The sequence below is a fragment of the Massilia sp. H6 genome, assembly GCF_024802625.1.
Taxonomy (GTDB): domain Bacteria; phylum Pseudomonadota; class Gammaproteobacteria; order Burkholderiales; family Burkholderiaceae_D; genus Telluria.
In genome coordinates this window covers 423,404-441,190 of sequence record NZ_CP103371.1, presented here as the reverse complement: position 1 = coordinate 441,190, position 17,787 = coordinate 423,404, and the positions used below count along the sequence as shown (strand labels likewise).

Here is a 17,787-nt window from a genome sequence, read left to right as displayed (position 1 = left end):
CACCATGCAAAACGCAGCACCCAAGTTACCCGAGGCGCCGGCCATGGCCGGCCACAACGAACACAACCCGCACACGGGCGCGCTCGTGATCGTCACCATCCTGTTCTTCATGTGGGGCCTGCTGACCTCGCTCAACGATGTCTTGATTCCCCACCTGAAGTCGATCTACACCCTCACCTACCTGGAGGCGATGCTGGTGCAGTTCTGCTTCTTTGGCGCCTATTTCGTCGTATCGCTCCCGGCCGGCGCCCTGATCAGGAAGATCGGCTACCAGAACGGCGCGGTTACCGGCCTGAGTATCGCGGCGATCGGCTGCGCGCTGTTCTACCCGGCCTCGCAAGGCGGCTACGGATTATTCCTGTTCGCCTTATTCGTGCTTGCCAGCGGCATCACGATCCTGCAGGTGGCGGCCAATCCCTTCGTCACCGTGCTGGGACCGCCGAGCACGGCATCGAGCCGCCTGACGCTGACCCAGGCCTTCAATTCGCTCGGCACCACGGTGGCGCCGGCGCTGGGCGGCATCCTGATCCTGTCGACGGTGGCGCTCGGCGCCGACCAGCTGGCGGCCATGTCGGCAACCGAACAGGCGGCCTACAAGGCGCAGGAAGCGGCGACCGTGCAAGGTCCTTACCTCGGTCTGGCGGCGGCGCTGGCAATCCTGGCGGTGCTGTTCGCGCTGGCCAAGCTGCCCAAGGTCAGCCACGCGGACGATGGCCAGCCGGCCGTCGACGGCAAGGGCGGCGCGATGGCGTATCGCCACCTGGTGCTGGGCGCCGTGGCGATCTTCCTGTATGTAGGCGCGGAGGTAAGCATCGGCAGCTTCTTGATCAACTTCCTGGGCGAGGGGAATATCGCAGGCCTGAGTCATGCCGACGCGGCGCAATATGTCAGCCTGTACTGGGGCGGCGCGCTGGTCGGCCGCTTCATCGGCTTTGCCGTCATGCGCTATGTCAGCCCGGGCAAGATCCTGGCCCTGAATGCGCTCGGCTCGATCCTGTTGGTGCTGGTGGCGACCTTCGGTGACGGCATGCTGGCGATGTGGGCGCTGCTGGCGGTCGGCCTGTGCAATTCGATCATGTTCCCGACCATCTTCAGCATGGCGCTGCATGGCCTTGGAAAATTCACCGGCCAGGGCTCGGGCATCCTGTGCATGGCAATCGTCGGCGGCGCCATCGTCCCGTTCGTGCAGGGCATGTTCGCCGATACCATCGGCCTGCAAACGTCCTTCCTGGTGCCGGCGGCGTGCTACCTGTTCATCCTGTACTTCGGCGTGAAGTACGTGAACCTGCATCGGGAGCCAGTGGCAAGCGCGTGATTTTTTGCCAGTTGTAAAAAAAAATGCCCACGATCGCGTGGGCATTTTTTTGGTCGGGAGGTTTATTTCGGCACGCCGCAATAGCGCTCGACATACGCCTGGTGCGCGGGCAGCCCCGCCACCGTCTTGTCGATTTGTCCCTTGATCGCACCCAGGAAATGCGACAACTCGGCGTCGCCCATCAGGTCGGCCGTCTGGTGGTGGCGCAGCGGCATGATGCCCTGCCCCAGCATCACCTGGATCCACGAGTTCTCGGCGAACAGTTCGTTGGGGACGCGGAACACGCGGCCGGTCTCTCGGAACAAATCGATGCGGTGCTGCAGCGAAGCTGGCACCTGCATGTCGCGCGCTGCCTGCCAATAGGGTTCGACCCGGTTGTTGACCTTGTAGTGCAGGATGATGAAGTCGCGGATATGCTCGACCTCGTGCGACGACTGCGCGTTGAATTCGTCGACATCGGCTTGCACGATGCCGTCGGTCGGGAACATCTGCATCAGGCGGATGATGCTGCGCTGGATCAGGTGGATGCTGGTCGATTCGATCGGCTCGAGGAAGCCGCTCGACAGGCCCACTGCCACGCAGTTGCCCTTCCAGACCTGGGTGCGCTGGCCCGGCGTGAACTTGATCACGCGCGGCTTCATGAGCGGCTCGCCGGCGATATTTCCCATCAGCGCCGCAAGCGCCTGGTCTTGCTCGACATGGCGGCTCGAGAACACGATGCCGTTGCCGACACGGTGCTGCAACGGGATGCGCCACTGCCAGCCGAAGGGATGCGCGATTGAACGGGTCAGCGGCACCGCATCACCCACCGAAGCGGTTTGCAGTGCGGCGGCGCTGTCGTTGAACAACCATTGCGACCAGTCCTGGTAAGCTACCTTCAGCGCCTGGCCGATCAGCAGTGCGCGAAAACCGGTGCAGTCGATGAACAGGTCGCCTTCGATGTCGACCCCGGAATCGAGCGTGATCGAGCGAATCTGGCCAGTGAGCGCGCTGGTGGTGACGTCGACGATCTTGCCTTCGATGCGCTGCACGCCAAAGCGTTCGCTGAACTTGCGCAGGTAGCGCGCATAGGCGCTGGCGTCGAGATGGTAGGCATAGTTCATGCCGTTGTGCGGCAAGTGGGCGAACTTGTTTTGCTGCGAGGCGCGCAGTTCCAGGCAGTAGTCGCCATAGTCACTGGCCAGGCCGCGTTCGCGGCCCTTGTGCCAGAAGTGCTGGAACCCGGCAGTCCAGTGATCGGTGCCGGTCAGGCCGAACGAGTGAATGTAGTCCTGGTTAACGTCGCGCCAGTTTTCGAAGCTGATGCCAAGCTTGAAGGTGGCTTTGGTCTCGGCCATGAACTCCTGCTCGTTAATCTCGAGCAGGTTATGGAAGTTCAGCAGGGTCGGGATGGTGGCTTCGCCGACACCCACGGTCCCGATCTCGTCGGATTCGACCAGCCGGATGTCGAGTTGTTTGCCCAGCACCTTGGAAATGCAGGCCGCAGCCATCCAGCCGGCGGTGCCGCCGCCCGCAATGACCACCCGGCGTACCGGTTTTTTCATGTCGTTCAAGCCCTTGTCCACGTGGTGACTCCTCAGCGGTTCATGCGTTTTAATAGTTGGGCGCGGATGCCGCGCACGGCATCCGCGTCGAGCGGGCCCAGGATATGACGGGCGCCTTCGGGAATGTGGGCCGAGGTCGACTCGTCCGCCTCGAAGACGTAGTGGCGGAACAGCTCCTGCCAGGCCCCGCGCTGCGCAGGCGGCAAGTCGCGTACCGTCATGAGCGCGTGCATCAGGGCGTTGAGCGGGGTGTCCATGTAAGCGGGGGAACGACGCCACCAGTAGTTGACCAGCACATTGAAGCTGTCCAGGGCCTGCACGTGGTGCCACCACATGCTGGGAATGAACAAGGCATCGCCCGGTTCGAGATCGGCGCTGAGCGCTTGCTCCATCGCCTGCGCGAAGCGCGGGAAGCGCACCAGGTCGGGCGCGAGAAAGTCGACCAGGCTGATGGCCTGCCCGGCCGGCGTGAAGTCGAGCGGACCAACGTAGAGGTTCTCGAGCTGCTGCGGTGGAAACAAGGTAAAGCGGCGGCGTCCGGCGGCGATGCAGGCCAGGTTGTCGGGCAGGTCGAAATGGGCGGCAATGCGGGTGCGGTTGCCGATCCAGATGCTGGCCAGGGCGTCGCGCCCTGCCAGGTCAACGTCGTTCTCGGAACGAAAGCCCGGCAATGCCGTATCGATCGTGGTCGAGCCGACATAGATGGCAGGCGCCTGGGCGTTATCGCGATGGCGTGCCAGCTCGTCGAGTACCTGGTCCAGCCGCAACCGCGCCAGCGCAAAATTGAAGCCACTCAGATCGTCGTTATAGAAAAAACGTCCGCCGATTTCGGGGGTACCGTGCATGGCCGTGACGGTCGCGTCGCGGTAGAAGCGGCGCAGGTAAGCGTCGGCCGCGCCGGCCGAGTCGCGCGCCGCCGCCACCATCGGCCACGCCGCAACCAGGCCGCGCAATACCAGCGGTTCGTTCGACTCCAGGATGCCGGGCCCGAGCTCGCGCGGGTCGAGCCCGGCGATCTCGCGAATGGGCCGGGCGGGCGGCAATCTAGCCGTGGGCAGCATTGCGTGCGTTCTTGCGCTCGATCAGCGCCCGGAAGTTCGACAGCGAGGCCAGCTGGAAGAAAATCGCCGCCAGGTAGCCCTGCTGGTGCAAGCCATCCAATGCGGCGGCGTCGAGCTTGTTCAGGTTTTCTTCGTGGATCGTATAAAAGCCTGTCATGCGGTGTTGCGAGCCGTCGTCGAGCTGCACGTCGAGTGCGAACGATTCGAGCAGCTCGTGCTTGACCAGCGCCTCGATGAAGCCAGCATTCGACGCCATTCCCTGATGCACGGTCAGCAGCATCGAATTGACGTGCTCCAGATAAGGCGTCATGCCACCGTGCTCGAGGAACAGCGGCTCGCCTTCGGTCTTGCTGATGCGCGGGCTGTCGAGGTCGATGTGAATCATCAGTTCTTCGCCGTGCGTGCCGATCAGGAAAGGCAGGCGCTCGACCAGCAGCGGGATCGTGGTGGCATCCCAGCCGCTATCGGTCAGAAACAGGTTTTCGTCGTTCTCGAAGCCGAACAGCGCCACCGGCTCGAACGGCTGGTCTTCGGCGACCTTGCTGAAGACGATCGGGTAATGCGCTTGCAGCAAGCGAAATTCGCCCGCAAAGGTCGGCACATAGGGATGGCTGTCGCCCAGGCCCTGGCCATGGCGGGTGATCACGCGCAGGTCTTTGTGTTCGATGTTATTGAGCAGTACAGGCTTGGCCATTTCGGTGTCTCTTTATCGTTTGTCGTTTATCGTTTATCGTTTATCGGTCATGCCGGTGCAATCCATGGCGCACGATGTGCGCGATGAGCGCGCGGTTGTCGGGCAATGCCGGCAGCATCTTGCGGGTAAGGTCGGCAGCCTGGCGGAAGAAGCCGTCCGCCAGTTCGCCATTGTCTTCGCCAACGCGCTGGCGCCGGGCCAATCCAGACTCGGATTGGTAGCCCATCCCATACAAAATATACTGGTAACTCGCTGCCGGGAATACTTCCTGGATGCGATCGAAGTCGTAGCGCGATGGCGGACGGTGCCTCCATAGGGCCAGCAGGTCTTGCAGGCGGTCGGGAATGGTCCCGGCGCGACGGTTGTCGCGCCAGTAGCCGGCCGGGTCTTCGCCGCCGTCGCGACAACTCAGTACATAGTGCAGCTTGAGGAAATCGATTACCCGCTCCCAGCGATAGGTGAAGGTAGCGTTAAAGCGCGCCGCGCAAGTGTCCATCTGCGCCCGCGTGACCGGCATCTCGTCGGCCAGCATGGCGGCCGAGAGCTCGACCAGTGCCAGCGCCGAGGCTTCGAGCGGCTCGATGAAGCCGGCCGATAGCCCGATGGCGACGCAGTTGCGGTGCCAGAATTTTTCGCGGTAGCCGGGTTGAAAGGCGAGCTTGCGCGGCGCAGGAATGTCTTCGGGTCCGCCAGTGGCGCGGATATAGGCGCGCAGCGCGGTGTCGGCCTGCTGGTCATCCATGTGCGCGCTCGAGTAGACATGGCCAATGCCGCGCCGGGTCGGCAGGCCGATGTCCCAGATCCAGCCGGCGGCCTGAGCGGTGGAACTGGTCTGCGATGCAATCGCGTCGTCTTCGCGCGCATAGGGCACCTGTACTGCCAGCGCGCTGTCGTTGAACAGAATGCCGCGCTGCGACAGGAACGGAATACCGTAGTGCTTTCCGAGCAGCAGCGACTGCATGCCGGTGCAATCGACGAACAAATCGCCCGCCAGATCGCCTTGCGCTTTCGTGTGCAGGGCGGCGATGTCGCCATTGTCTTTGGAGCGGATGCCGGTCACGTGGTCCGGCACGTAATGCACGCCGAGTTTTTCGACACAGTGCCGCTTCAGGAAAAGACCGAACTTGCCAGCATCGAGGTGGTAGCCGTAGTTGGCCACTGCGGCGAATTCGGGCGTGCTTGCCTGCTTGGGCGCGCGGCCATGCACGCACAGGTGCGGCTGGTAGCTGGTCAGGTCGGCGAACGGCACACTGCGGTGGTGCTCGAGCCAGCGCCCGGCCAGGTCGGCGTCGCCATACCCCTGGGGTAGTACAAAAGGGTGAAAGTAATAGTCGTCAGGCGCGCCGGTTACCCAGCGGTTGAAGCGCGAGCCCTGCTTGAAGGCGGCGTCGCATTCGCGGAAAAAATCAGTTTCGGACAGTCCGGCCGAGCGCAGCGTGTCGCGCATGGTGGGCCAGGTACCTTCGCCAACGCCGATCGTCGGCACGTCGGGCGATTCGATCAGGGAGACACGCACGCCGCCCTGCTCTGCCGCTTTGAAGCTGGACGCCAGCACGGCGGCCGTCAGCCAGCCGGCCGAGCCCCCGCCAACGATCACGACATGCCGAATGGTGGTGGTCACCATGAGTAATTCCAGAAAAGATGCGAGGCAAGTCTAACCTGAAAAGACCGCGGCAGGGCCGCGGTCTTTGGGTGCGTCAGGTTCCGCTGGTGCGGAAACGGCCGGGTTAGAACTTGTAGCGTGCGGCCAGCATGTAGCGCGGACCGGACTGCTCAACGTACAGCACGTTGCGGTCGGTACGGCCGTGGATGCGCTTGATCTCGTCGGTCAGGTTGATGCCTTCGAACTGGATGCTCAGGTTCTTGTTGATGTTATAGCCGATGCTCAAATCGAGCTGGCCATACGCTTCGACATAGTTCGGGTTCGGGCCCGATCCGTCGAAGGTCGATGCCAGGAACTTGTCGCGCCAGTTGTAGGCCGCGCGCACATTCCAGGTATCGTTCTCGAAGATACCGACCAGGTTGGCCGAATCGCTCAAGCCCACCAGCGCGAACTGTTCACCGATGCTGCCATTGTCAAATGCCAGGTCCGAATCCACCTTGGTGTAGTTGGCCGAGACACCGAAGCCGCTGCCGCCGAACATGTGCTGGACGTTGAACTCGAGACCACGCAGGCGCGCCTGCTTCTGGTTCGAATAGCTCGTGATCTGGAAATTCGCGATCGGATCGTTGCCCTGGCCGGTAATCACGCCGGTGGCATTGCCGCTCGCATCATCGGTACCACGCACCACGCCAGGCTGGCCGCTGAAATTACGGAAGATGTAATTGCGGATGCAGGTCGTGTCGGCCGTCGGGCAGCCATTGGCCAGCGCTGCATTCCAGTAGGCGCCGCCCACCGGGGTGCGCAGACCGAAGGGCTGGGCGATGACTTGCGACTGGCCAGCGTAGTTCTCGAGGCTCTTGCGGAAGTGGCCGAGCGAGACAAAGCTCGACTTCGCGTAATACCACTCATAGGCCAGGTCGAAGTTCTTCGACTTGACCGGCAGCAGGCCCGGATTGCCCTGGCGTCCGGTGCCGCCCTGGACCCGTGCCAGGGTATCGAGCACCTGGCCGCCGGTGAGCTGGTCGTAACGTGGACGGCCAATCGTTTCGCCGTAGCTGAAGCGACCCTTCATGTCGTCGCGCAGCTCGATGTCGGCGTCGAAACTCGGCAGCACGTGGTGGTACTTGCCGGTCAGGGTGGTGAAGTTCGGTGCACCGAAGACCACCGGGAATTCATTCTGCGACACCCAGGTGATCGCGGTGGCGGTCGGCACCAGCGCGGTCGAGGTCACGTCGGTCTTCTCGTAGCGTACGCCAATCGAGGTGTGGATCGGCAGCGCCGTATCCCAGTCGGTGTTGAACTGCACGTACAGGCTCTTCGATTTCTCGGTGGTGCGCTGGTCGGTGTCGTAGGTGGTTTTCGGCAGGTACAGGTCTGGGCGTCCGGATGCCTTGGCGGCAGCCTGGCGCACCTGGTCGAAGTCGAAGGTGTTGAAGGTATTGAACAGGGCCGGATTGCTGCTGCCATCGATGTTGTTGAAGTACTGGCGCAGGCTCTCCTGGTGGAACAGGCTTGCCGGGTAATCCGACGGCACGGTGGCGCCACCCCAGGTATCGCGCTGCTGCACCGAGAAGGCCGAACGGTTCTTCACGTCGGTCGCTGCCAGGCCGAACTTGAGCTCGGACGCTTCCAGCACTTTCCAGCTAGCGTGCGTCTGCACCTGGTCGATTTCGCTCTTGACATAACCGTTTTCGAACACCGAACCGGTAACTTGCTGCGGTGCCCGGGCGAAGTCCGCGCCGGCGATGCTCAGTACCGGGAAGTCTTTCGTAAAATCGACGCCGGTGTCGCCGCGGCTGAAGCTGGCGGTACCGATGGTGTTGTTCGAGCCGAACGGGCTGTCCGGCAGCGATTCGGCGCTCGATGTGTGGACATCGAGCTCGAGGCGGATGTCGCTATTGACGCGCCAGGCAGTATTGAAGCCGAGCGATTTGTTCTGGGTCTTGGTGGCGAAATCGGCGGCACCCATCGCGATGTCGCTGTTGCCGGCAGGGATAAGTTCCTTGTACGTCAGCGGGCCAGCGATCGGACCGTCGGTCCAGCTGCTGGTCGACGGTCCGAAATTGAACCAGGCCGAGATGTCGTTGCGACGGGTCTGGATCTTGTTTTCCGAATACGTGTAATCAAGGGTCGTGGTCAGCTCCTTGACCGGCGCAAACTGAAACACCAGCTGGCCGTTGGTACGCTGGCGCTGCACGCCACTCATGTTGTAGTTCAGGTTTTGCGGCACCTGGTACAGGTCGCTGCCCATCGGACGGTTGGTAGCGCCGGTCTGCGGGATCGTGCCCCAGTTGTTTTCGTCGCCGCGGAACGGGCCGCGCCAGCCATTCGATACGGCCGCCTGGTTGTAGCCGAGGTTGCGCTCCTGGTAGCTGCCGGTCAGGGCGATACCGAACCGGCCGTCGGCCGAGGTGTTGCTGTAGAGGCCAGAAATTTCAGGAGTGATCTTGTCGCCGCGCTGGACATCTGCCGGCAGGTTCTGGGCCGACTTGTCGTATACGCCCTTGACGCCAACGGTGGCCTGCAGGCCCGGACGCGACAATGGACGCGCCGTGATCACGTTGATGGTCGCACCAATGCCGCCGGTTGGGGTTTCGGCACGCGACGACTTGTACACCTGCAGCTGCGATACGCCTTCCGAGGCGATGTTGGCAAAGTCGTAGCTGCGACCTGGGCGGTCGCCCAGGTTCGAGGCCGGCATCTGGCGGCCATTGAGCAGCACCAGGTTGAAGTCGGGGCCGACGCCGCGCACGGTGACTTTCGAGCCTTCGCCAATGGAGCGGTCGATCGACACGCCGCTGATGCGCTGCAGCGATTCGGCCAGGTTAGTATCCGGGAATTTGCCGATGTCTTCAGCAACGATACCGTCGACGAAACCGGTCGCGTTGCGCTTGAGATTGAGCGACGAAGCCAGGCTGGCGCGCAGGCCAGTGACGACAACGGTCTGGACGCCAGCCGGCGAGGAGGGGGTGGTGGCTTCCTGGGCAGTGGACGCCGTTGCCGGGACGGTGGTCTCAGCCGTGCCTGGGTTAGCGGCGACTTCCTGGGCCATGGCCGGCATGAATGCTGCGCACGCGCCGGCTACTGCCAGGCTCATTAAAGTTTGTTTCGCCTTGGGGTAATGCATGGTGCTCTCCTGTTTTTTTAAATTTAACCGTCACCCGATCCAACGGTATCTCCACGTCCAGTTGCCGGCTCACCATGGCTGCACTACCGGCCTCATGCTGTCGTCCCTGGTTCCCTGCATCGCCTTCTCAACTCGCCGGCTAGTGCCTGCCTGGCGGATCAGGGGTGACGCGCACTGCTCGCTTACCGGTCACGGCTCAGGCTTGCATCGACAAAGCCATCCCGATTCCAGCAATTCTTGCGGTTTCATGGAAACGTTTCCATGTTAATGCTCTGAATAGTAGGGTTAGGTAAAAAAATTGTCAACGAAATGTTCCTGCCGGGGATGGGATCGACTGCGGCGGATTTGCAACACCGAAGGAGGGGCGCGAACGCAGTCGCGTTCGGTACAGGGGAAGTAACTGAAGGCTAGCGATCTGCTGATCGCTGGGCAACGAGCCTAAACGCTGAGCAAGGATGCAAAACAGGACGGTTTCCGGCCCGGCCGTTGGTGGCCCGGGCTTGCGTTGCGCTGCACTACTGACGACGTGCTTCCTTGCTTACCATGGCGCTGTGGACCTCTTTGACTCCGGGCACTTCACGCGCAATTTGCGCTGCCCGTGCTGCGCTTTCCGACGACTCGACAAAGCCGCTGAGCTGCACCGTTCCTTTAAAGGTATCGACCTGCACTTCGGTGGCCTTGACCTCGCGATCGGCGGCCAAGGCGGCTTTGACCCGGCCAGTAATGACGGCGTCGTCGATGTATTCTCCGGTGCCCTGGCGCGTGCTGGTCGGCGCGCATGCGGTGAGCGCCGCAAACAACAGGCCGGCGAGAATGAGATAAAGACGGTAAGAAAGGTTCATGAGGGGCTCCCGAGAGGTTGCAGACCAAGCCATTGTCTCGGTCGCCGCTTGGCGACGTTTGATGCTGAGCAAACGAGCAAGTGGAGACTTTTTAGCCTGGCTTGGTCGCTACCATGACGGCAGGTGTGCCCTGTTGCACCGGTGCCGGCGGCGTCAGCGCAAAGTTGCGGCGCGCAATATCGTGCCCGATCACCACCCGCAGGCCTGCAGGCCCGCAGTCTGCCACCTCTTGCAGGGTAACGTCGCCGAAGCGGGCCGCCAGCTGCTCGGCCAGCGCGCGGTGGAGCGCTTCGTATTCGACGCGGGTGCGCTGTACACCGAATCCCTGCTGGTTCGACAGGCGCGTGACCTTCCATTGTGCCGTGCCGAGCTGACGTGCCAGCGAACGTGCCATCCCTGGCACGCCATTGCCGTTGCGTATTTCGACCGCGGCGGGGGCACGGCCGCCGGGCGCTGGCAGCGCCGGCGCCGGTCCTGGCATCGGCACCGGAGCCGGGCCGCGCCGCAATTCGAGCATGCCGTCGATCCCCACAAGTAGCTCGGTCTGGCTCCAATCCTGCTCTGCGCGCGCAGGTGCCTTGACGGCACGGTCGATCGCCGCGATCTTGGTCTGGGTCTGGGTCTTGGCGACGGCATAATCCGCGCGAAAATCGTGGGCACGCAAGGCATTCGCCTGGCTCAGCATCTGTTGCGCGCGCTCCTCGAGACCGAGCTTGCGCAAGGTTTCGCCCAGCAACTCCCACGAGCGGTGGTTGAGGGGGTCGAGCAGGCAGGCCTTTTCGAGGGCGACCAAGGCGTTGTCATATTCCGCGTTCAAGAAATAGGCGTGGCCCAGATTGCTCAACAGGTAGGCCTGGCCGGGACCGGATGCCATCGTCAGGGATTCGGTCAGCGCGCGCCACAGCGCGATTGCCGTTGCAAAATCGCGCTGCTCGGCGTGCAGGGTCGCCAGCCCGTTGCGGGCATCGACATGCTGCGGCGCCGCCTGCAGTGCTGCCAGGTAGGCCGCGCGCGCTTCGTCGTAGCGGCGCGCGAGGTGGTGGTTGCGTCCTGCCATATAGGCGTCGGCGGCGGCAGGCGCCGCGCCATCGAGGTTGGCGCGCCCCGAGAATGGTGCGCAGGCCAGCAGGCTGGCGCCGGCGCACAACAGCGACAGGCGGGAGAACAAGGCGGTGATACGCATGACAGGCTCCTTCGTGGTCAACGCGCGCCCGGAAGCGCACCCAGGGTCCGCCCAATCTGCATTGCGGCGGGTCCGAGCAGCACTACCAGCAGCGTCGGGAAAATACAGAAGATCAGTGGGAAGAGCAGCTTCAGGCCGATCTTGGCGGCGCATTCTTCGGCCAGCACACGGCGCTTGTGGCGCAGGTTGTCGGAATGCACGCGCAGCGAGTCGCCCACGCTGGTGCCGAAACGCTCGGACTGGATCAGCATCGCGACTAGCGTGTCGACGTCTTCGACACCCGAGCGCAGCGCGAAGTTGCGCAATGCTTTCTCCTTGCTGAAGCCGGCCCGCATTTCCATCAGCACGATCTGCAGTTCCTGCGCCAGCACGACGCTCTTGATATGGATTTCGGCGGCGACCTTCACCATGGCGCGCTCCAGGCTCAAGCCGGCTTCGACACAGACCGTCAGCAGGTCGAGCGCATCGGGCACGGTCTCGAAGATCTCGCGGCTGCGGCGCGCCACGATTCGCGCCAGCAGGATGTTCGGCAAATAGTAGCCGAGCGATGCCGCCACCAGCAGCAAAGCGAGCAGTCGTCCGCCACCCAGTGCGCTGCTATAAATAACGGCAAACGGCGCCGCCAGTGCCGGAAGCAGTAGCGCGAGGCCGGTCTTCGAGGCGAAGTACAGCGTCGGTGCCGATGGGTTGCGCCAGCCCGCGTTCATGAAGCGGGTGCGCAGGGTGGATTTCTCCCACCCTTCGTCGGGAATCGACAGTTTGGTCAGTGGCTTGGCCACGCTGGCCACGCGTTCGATCCAGCCGCCGCCTGCATCGAGAGGCGCCGCCGCGGTGCTGCCGAGGAAGCGGCGCAGGCGCTCGCGCAGGGCCAGGGGTGCGAACAGCACCAGGCCAAGCCAGCCGAGGCCACAGACGACGCACAGGACGAGAAGCAGGAAGATCAGCTGGGAAGACGTCATGGTTGCCTCGGGACTCAGATACGGATTCGGATGATCTTGCGCAGCCAGATGACTCCGACAGCGATCATGCCCATGCTGTACCAGAGCATGCGCACGCCTTGCGGATCGGTCCAGAGCACGCTGACGTAGTGGGGGCTCGAGACGGTCATGAATCCCAGCACGGCGAAGGGCAGCAGCCCGAGGATCCAGGCGGACATCCGCCCTTCTGCCGATAGCACCCGCACGTGCGCTACCAGCTTCAGGCGGTCGCGGATGATGTTGCTGATATTGCCGAGGATTTCCGCCAGGTTGCCGCCGGACTCGCGCTGGATCAGCACCGCAATGATCAAGTAGCGCAGGTCGGTCAGCGGAATGCGGGCGGCCATGCCGTGCAAGGCCTCGTCCATCGACACACCGTAGTTGATCTCTTCGCGGGCAATGCGGAATTCTCCGCTGAGCGGCTCCGGCAGTTCGTTGCCGACGATTTGCAGCACATTGCTGAACGAGTGGCCGGCGCGCAGGGCGCGGGCGATGAAGTCCGCCGCTTCCGGCAATTGCCGCTCGATCCGGATCAGCCTGCGCTGGCGCGCGCGGCGCACCAGGAACCATGGAACGCCGCCTCCCAGCGCGGCAAGGAGCACGCGCGCCGGCCCCGGAAGTGGCCACCAGAACGACACCAGCCCAGCCGCGGCCATGCAGCCGAGCGACCAGGCCAGAAACCGTCCCACCGTCGTGCGCGAGCCGGCCTGCACCAGCAGCGCATCGAGCCGATGTGCCAGTGCAACCCGGTGCAGTATCCGGTCGAGTGTCGCGTTGCGGCTGTAAGGGCGCTGCTTGAGGATCGATATCCGCTCGCCGCTGCGCCCCGACGAGCCTGACATGAGCTGCAGCCGGCGGGCGATCCGGCGCGCTGCGGCGCCGTGCGTGCCCATCCACCACAGATAGGTGCCTTCGATCGCGAGGATCACCGCCGCGAACAGGAACACCACAAAAGCGTAGAACACCGCGTCCATGCGCCCTCCCTCAGTCGAACGTCCGGTCTGGATCGAAGGCGTTGTCCGGTACCGGTACGCCGTACATCTTCAAGCGGTCGGCGAAGCGCGGGCGCACCCCGGTGGCGCTGAAGCGGCCCAGTACCTTGCCGTCGGTATCGACCCCGCTTTGCTCGAAACGGAAGACCTCCTGCATCGAGATGATCTCCCCTTCCATGCCAGTGATTTCCTGCAGGCTGACCACCTTGCGGGTGCCGTCGGTCAGGCGCGAGACCTGCACTACCACCGTCACCGCCGACACGATCTGCTGGCGGATCGCACGCGCCGTCAGGTTGACCCCGGCCATGCTGACCATGTTTTCCAGACGCGACAGGGCGTCGCGCGGGGTGTTCGAGTGAATCGTTGCCAGCGATCCTTCGTGGCCGGTGTTCATGGCCTGCAGCATGTCGAGCGCCTCGGCCCCGCGCACCTCGCCCAGGATGATGCGGTCGGGCCGCATTCGCAGCGCATTGCGCACCAGGGCGCGCTGGGTTACCTCGCCCTTGCCTTCGATGTTTGGCGGCCGCGTCTCCAGTCGTACCACGTGCGGCTGGCGCAGCTGCAATTCGGCGGCGTCTTCGATCGTTACCACGCGCTCGGTAGCCGGGATGAAGCCGGAAATCAGGTTCAGCAGCGTGGTCTTGCCGCTGCCGGTGCCGCCCGAAATCAGAATATTGACCTTGGCCGCGCCCAGGCATTCGAGCACCTTGATCATCGGCTGGGTCAGGCTTTTGTAGTCGAGCAGGTTCTGCACTGACAGCGGGGTGCTGCCGAAGCGCCGGATCGACAGCAGCGGCCCATCCACCGCGAGCGGCGGAATGATCGCGTTGACGCGCGAGCCATCCGGCAGGCGCGCATCGACCATCGGGCTTGACTCGTCCACGCGCCGCCCAACCCGCGACACGATCTTCTCGATGATCTTCATCAGGTGGGCATTGTCGTGGAAGGTGATGTCGGTCAGTTCGAGCCGGCCGCGTCGCTCGACATACACCTTGTTGGCGGTATTGACCAGGATATCCGAGACGGTCGGGTCGTTGAGCAGCGGTTCGAGTGGGCCGAAGCCAAGCATTTCGTGCTGGATGTCGAGCACCAGGTGATGACGCTCGTGCTGGTTCAGCACAATGCGTTCTTCCTCGATGATGCGCTGGATGAGCAGCGCCAGTTCGTGCTTGAACTGTTCGGCGGTGAGCCGCTTGAGGCGCTCCAGGTCGATGCGGTCCAGGATCATCTGGTGCATCAGTTTTTTGAGTTCCTGGTAGGCCTGGTTCGATGTGTCGGGCAAGATAACGCCGGGCTGGCGTTCAGGAATGGTGGTTGCAAGACGTTCGCGTAGGGACATGGGATGCTCCAGGTTGTCCGTGGTTGCGTTCAGTCGTCGGAATCGCCGCGCCCGAACAGGCGGTCGAACAGACCCTTGTTCTCCTGGACACGGCGCGTGGTCACCAGTTCGACCATGTCGGACAGGCTGCGCGCCGCAGCGCTCGAGCGCGACAACTGCAGCACGGGCACACCCTGGTTGACTGAATCGGTAACGGCGACATAATCATTGGGAAAGGTATGCACTACCTCGCAGCCGAGCGCCGCGTGCAGGTCCTGAAGGCGCAGCTTGCCGCCTTTTTCGTAGCGGTTGACGATCAGGCGGATATGATCGAGCACGTAGCCGAGCGAGCGGAAGATATCCAGCAGCCGGCGCGCATCGCGGATGTCGGGCAGTGCCAGCTGCAGCACCGGATAGATGATGTCGGTGATGTCGAGCGCGCGCAGCGACACGGCGTCGATCTGCCGTCCGACGTCGAGCAGCACATAGTCGTAGTGCTGGCGTGCCACGCGCAGGATCGTATCGATGTGCTCCGGCTTGGCTTCCCGGGCGTGGGCCGGGTCGTCCGCCGCTGCCAGCACGCCGAAGCCAGGAGTGACGTGCACCACGCAGTTTTCCAGGAACGGCCCATCGATGCGTGCGATCTGCGCGCAGACGTCAGACAAGGTCATGGTCGGCTTCTGGTCGGACACGTACAGGGCGGCATCGCCGAACTGGCCGTGCAGGTCGATCAGCAGGACCTTCTTGGCTGCCAGCGAAGCCAGCGCATAGCCGAAATTGGTCGAGATGAAGGTTGCACCGCTGCCGCCCTTGCAGGAGATAAAAGCCAGTACCTTGCCGTTGCGCAGCGACGAGACGCCCGCGGCGGTGGAAATCCGGTCCATCGACTCATGGAAGGCCCGGTGCACCAGCGGTAGTTGGAGTACCTCGCGCACGCCGGCGCGCATGGCGCGAATCAGCAGTTCTGGCTGATGATGGTCGGTCAGCAGCATCAGGTGCGCTTCGGGATACTGGCGGCCTAGCCGCTCGAGCAGGGCCACTTCGGATGGCTCGGTGTCGGTGGCATCGACGATGACCAGCTGGGGGCTATCGGATTCGGGCCGGTCGAGCGCCTCGCGCAGGCTGGCACGGACAGCCCCGAGGTTCAGTGGTGGCACGCGCGCCGCGCCCTGGGAGGCGATTTCCGCGTAAAGCTGACTGTCGCGGCTGATGAGTAGCGCTTTCATGGCGGGCCCCGTGCTGACGCGTATTAAATTAGACCGGATGCGCTCATCGCGCGCCGCCGGCATTGATGATCAGCGTCGGCGCCTGCGGTTCCCGGTGTTCGTAGCTGCGCTGGTAGCGGTCGTACGCCCCCTTGGCAGCGCGGCCATCGATGCCGGTGGCTGGATGGGTATTGGCCGGCGCGGCCGGGTCAATCACCTGGGCGGCCAGGTTGTTGCGCGTGGCACTGCCGAATTGCTTGTCCCATTCCGGGGTGGTGTGTATGCAGCCCTGCAGGCAGGCGCCCAGCAGCGCCAGAGGTATCAGGCGGGTTATCGTGGTCACGTCAGGCTCCTATTTGAGTTCGAAGCCGCTGGCGGTCTGCGCGGCGGGTGCTGTCACCGGCGGCGTCGAGGCGACGGCAGTGGTGGTGGCCGGGGCCGCACCCTCGAGCCGTCCGCCGAGCAGCACTTCAGCGCGCGTCGGGATGCCGACCTTGTCGGTGGGCAGCGAGTAGGTCGCGCCTGGCATCGGCTTGACCAGCCGCGCCGTAATCACGAAAACCAGTTCGGTACGGTCCTGTTGGTAATCGGTACTGCGAAACAGCGCACCGAGGATCGGCACCTCGCCCAGCATCGGCAAACCCTTCAGGTTGGCTACCAGATTATTCTTGACCAAGCCACCGATGGCGAAACTCTGGCCGTCGTACAACTGCACCGTGGTGCTGGCGCGGCGCGTGGTTACCAGCGGCAGGATCGAGCCGCCGCTGATGCCGGCGGCCGACAGCCCCACGCCTTCGCGCGAGAGCTCCGATACTTCCGGCGCCACCTTCAGGTTGATGCGTCCGCCCGCGAGGACGGTCGGGGTAAAGCGCAGGCCGACGCCGAATTCCTTTTCCTCGAGGGTGATCTTGTTGTTGTCCTGGGCCACCGGAATGAAGAACTTGCCGCCGGCGAGGAAGGTGCCCTCCTGGCCACTGATGGCAAGGACGTTCGGCTCGGCCAGCACCCGCACCAGGCCATCTTGCTTGTCGGCGTCGCCAGTGAACCGGTTGCCGTTGGTCTTGGTGGCGCGCAGGCCGCCGCGCGCCTGGCCGGTCAGGAAATTCGAGACCAGGGTCGTGGTCCAGCTGCCGGAACCGAAGCTGAATGTAGAACCGGTCTCGAGCCGCTCGAGCAGCGTCTTCGACACCTCGGCGATCTTTACTTCGAGCTGCACCTGTTGCGGTGCGCTGACGCTGAGTAAATTGACGACGCGCGGGCCACTAGACGATTGTCCGCCGGCGCCGTTGCCGGCTACGGGCACCACGCCATCGCTATCGTTGTCCCTGGCGGCCGCCGGCAGCTGGCGCAGCGGCCGTCGCACATAGGCGTTGGCCAGTTCCAGCACGCGGGCGATGGCGCCGGCATCGCTGACGCTGCCGCTGAGCACCAGCGAATCGGCTGCCGCCATTACCCTTACATCCTTCTCGTCTGGCATGGCAAGCGTCAGCATTGCCTGTAGCGCGGCTGGATCCATCGCAACGACAATGTCGACCACGGTGCACAAACCACTTTTACCCTGCACGATCATGTTGGTGGTACCGACGTCGACGCCGGCGATATACAGCGTGTCCGGCGCCACCAGCATGGCCTGCACCACGGCAGGGTTGCCGACACTGCGGTGCCGCACCGGTTCGGGCAGGCGCAGCATGGTCGACTTGCCCATATTCAGTGACAGCACGGCCGGCCGCGCCGCTTGGCCACTGCAACCGGCAGCGGGCTGCGCGCGCGCTTCGTGCCGCTTGCCGGCTGCCGCCGGGGCCTGTTTGGCGGTGCTGGTCGCTGCCGGACTGGCGGCTGCAGGAGCCGCGTGGACGGGCGCGGCGGCCAGCGCCAGGCTCGCTGCGAACGGTGCAAGGTAAAAGCGTCTGTTCATGGCATCCATCC

At 63.7% G+C, this 17,787-nt stretch carries 14 protein-coding genes; 1 reads left to right on the top strand and 13 read right to left on the bottom strand.

Annotated elements, in window-relative coordinates:
* Nucleotides 1-43: 43 nt before the first annotated feature.
* A complete protein-coding gene (gene fucP, locus NRS07_RS01945; protein ID WP_259213438.1) occupies nt 44-1,315 on the top strand; it encodes an L-fucose:H+ symporter permease in 1,272 nt (423 codons plus the stop codon).
* Nucleotides 1,316-1,377: 62 nt separating this feature from the next.
* On the opposite strand, the gene NRS07_RS01940 is transcribed toward fucP, so the two are convergent.
* The 13 genes from NRS07_RS01940 to NRS07_RS01880 form a co-directional block, all read right to left on the bottom strand.
* Entirely contained in the window at nt 1,378-2,880 is a 1,503-nt protein-coding gene (locus NRS07_RS01940; RefSeq protein ID WP_259210681.1) for a tryptophan halogenase family protein, read from the bottom strand.
* An 11-nt stretch (nt 2,881-2,891) separates the two neighbouring features.
* Entirely contained in the window at nt 2,892-3,920 is a 1,029-nt protein-coding gene (locus tag NRS07_RS01935) for a cupin-like domain-containing protein (RefSeq protein WP_259210675.1), read from the bottom strand.
* Nucleotides 3,904-4,614, bottom strand: a complete 711-nt coding sequence (locus NRS07_RS01930; RefSeq protein ID WP_259210673.1) for a SapC family protein — start codon at nt 4,612-4,614, stop codon at nt 3,904-3,906. The genes NRS07_RS01935 and NRS07_RS01930 overlap by 17 nt, the downstream gene beginning before the upstream one ends.
* Nucleotides 4,615-4,654: 40 nt before the next feature.
* Nucleotides 4,655-6,238: a tryptophan halogenase family protein gene (locus NRS07_RS01925; protein ID WP_259210672.1), complete on the bottom strand. Its 1,584-nt coding sequence runs from the start codon at nt 6,236-6,238 to the stop codon at nt 4,655-4,657.
* 103 nt (nt 6,239-6,341) lie between these two features.
* On the bottom strand, nt 6,342-9,314 hold the full coding sequence (locus NRS07_RS01920; protein WP_259210669.1) for a TonB-dependent receptor: 2,973 nt from the start codon (nt 9,312-9,314) through the stop codon (nt 6,342-6,344).
* Nucleotides 9,315-9,859: 545 nt separating this feature from the next.
* Nucleotides 9,860-10,186, bottom strand: coding sequence for a BON domain-containing protein (locus NRS07_RS01915; protein ID WP_259210667.1), 327 nt, complete (start codon nt 10,184-10,186; stop codon nt 9,860-9,862).
* 91 nt (nt 10,187-10,277) lie between these two features.
* Nucleotides 10,278-11,369, bottom strand: a complete 1,092-nt coding sequence (locus NRS07_RS01910; RefSeq protein ID WP_259210666.1) for a LytR C-terminal domain-containing protein — start codon at nt 11,367-11,369, stop codon at nt 10,278-10,280.
* 17 nt (nt 11,370-11,386) lie between these two features.
* Nucleotides 11,387-12,328: a type II secretion system F family protein gene (locus tag NRS07_RS01905; protein WP_259210665.1), complete on the bottom strand. Its 942-nt coding sequence runs from the start codon at nt 12,326-12,328 to the stop codon at nt 11,387-11,389.
* A gap of 14 nt (nt 12,329-12,342) precedes the next feature.
* Complete coding sequence (locus tag NRS07_RS01900) at nt 12,343-13,320, bottom strand: type II secretion system F family protein (RefSeq protein ID WP_259210663.1); 978 nt, start codon at nt 13,318-13,320, stop codon at nt 12,343-12,345.
* 10 nt (nt 13,321-13,330) lie between these two features.
* Nucleotides 13,331-14,677 carry a CpaF family protein gene (locus NRS07_RS01895; RefSeq protein ID WP_259210662.1) on the bottom strand — a complete coding sequence of 449 codons (1,347 nt, stop codon included), beginning with the start codon at nt 14,675-14,677 and terminating at the stop codon, nt 13,331-13,333.
* A gap of 29 nt (nt 14,678-14,706) precedes the next feature.
* Nucleotides 14,707-15,882, bottom strand: coding sequence for an AAA family ATPase (locus NRS07_RS01890; RefSeq protein ID WP_259210661.1), 1,176 nt, complete (start codon nt 15,880-15,882; stop codon nt 14,707-14,709).
* A 43-nt stretch (nt 15,883-15,925) separates the two neighbouring features.
* Complete coding sequence (locus NRS07_RS01885) at nt 15,926-16,204, bottom strand: hypothetical protein (protein ID WP_259210660.1); 279 nt, start codon at nt 16,202-16,204, stop codon at nt 15,926-15,928.
* 9 nt (nt 16,205-16,213) lie between these two features.
* Complete coding sequence (locus tag NRS07_RS01880; RefSeq protein ID WP_259210659.1) at nt 16,214-17,776, bottom strand: type II and III secretion system protein family protein; 1,563 nt, start codon at nt 17,774-17,776, stop codon at nt 16,214-16,216.
* Nucleotides 17,777-17,787 lie beyond the last annotated feature (11 nt).

Coding starts and splice junctions, on each gene's coding strand:
- fucP (WP_259213438.1), top strand. CDS start 44: ATGGCCGGCCACAACGAACACAACCCGCACACGGGCGCGCTCGTGATC.
- NRS07_RS01935 (WP_259210675.1), bottom strand. CDS start 3,920: ATGCTGCCCACGGCTAGATTGCCGCCCGCCCGGCCCATTCGCGAGATC.
- NRS07_RS01930 (WP_259210673.1), bottom strand. CDS start 4,614: ATGGCCAAGCCTGTACTGCTCAATAACATCGAACACAAAGACCTGCGC.
- NRS07_RS01925 (WP_259210672.1), bottom strand. CDS start 6,238: ATGGTGACCACCACCATTCGGCATGTCGTGATCGTTGGCGGGGGCTCG.
- NRS07_RS01920 (WP_259210669.1), bottom strand. CDS start 9,314: ATGAGCCTGGCAGTAGCCGGCGCGTGCGCAGCATTCATGCCGGCCATG.
- NRS07_RS01915 (WP_259210667.1), bottom strand. CDS start 10,186: ATGAACCTTTCTTACCGTCTTTATCTCATTCTCGCCGGCCTGTTGTTT.
- NRS07_RS01910 (WP_259210666.1), bottom strand. CDS start 11,369: ATGCGTATCACCGCCTTGTTCTCCCGCCTGTCGCTGTTGTGCGCCGGC.
- NRS07_RS01905 (WP_259210665.1), bottom strand. CDS start 12,328: ATGACGTCTTCCCAGCTGATCTTCCTGCTTCTCGTCCTGTGCGTCGTC.
- NRS07_RS01900 (WP_259210663.1), bottom strand. CDS start 13,320: ATGGACGCGGTGTTCTACGCTTTTGTGGTGTTCCTGTTCGCGGCGGTG.
- NRS07_RS01895 (WP_259210662.1), bottom strand. CDS start 14,677: ATGTCCCTACGCGAACGTCTTGCAACCACCATTCCTGAACGCCAGCCC.
- NRS07_RS01890 (WP_259210661.1), bottom strand. CDS start 15,882: ATGAAAGCGCTACTCATCAGCCGCGACAGTCAGCTTTACGCGGAAATC.
- NRS07_RS01880 (WP_259210659.1), bottom strand. CDS start 17,776: ATGAACAGACGCTTTTACCTTGCACCGTTCGCAGCGAGCCTGGCGCTG.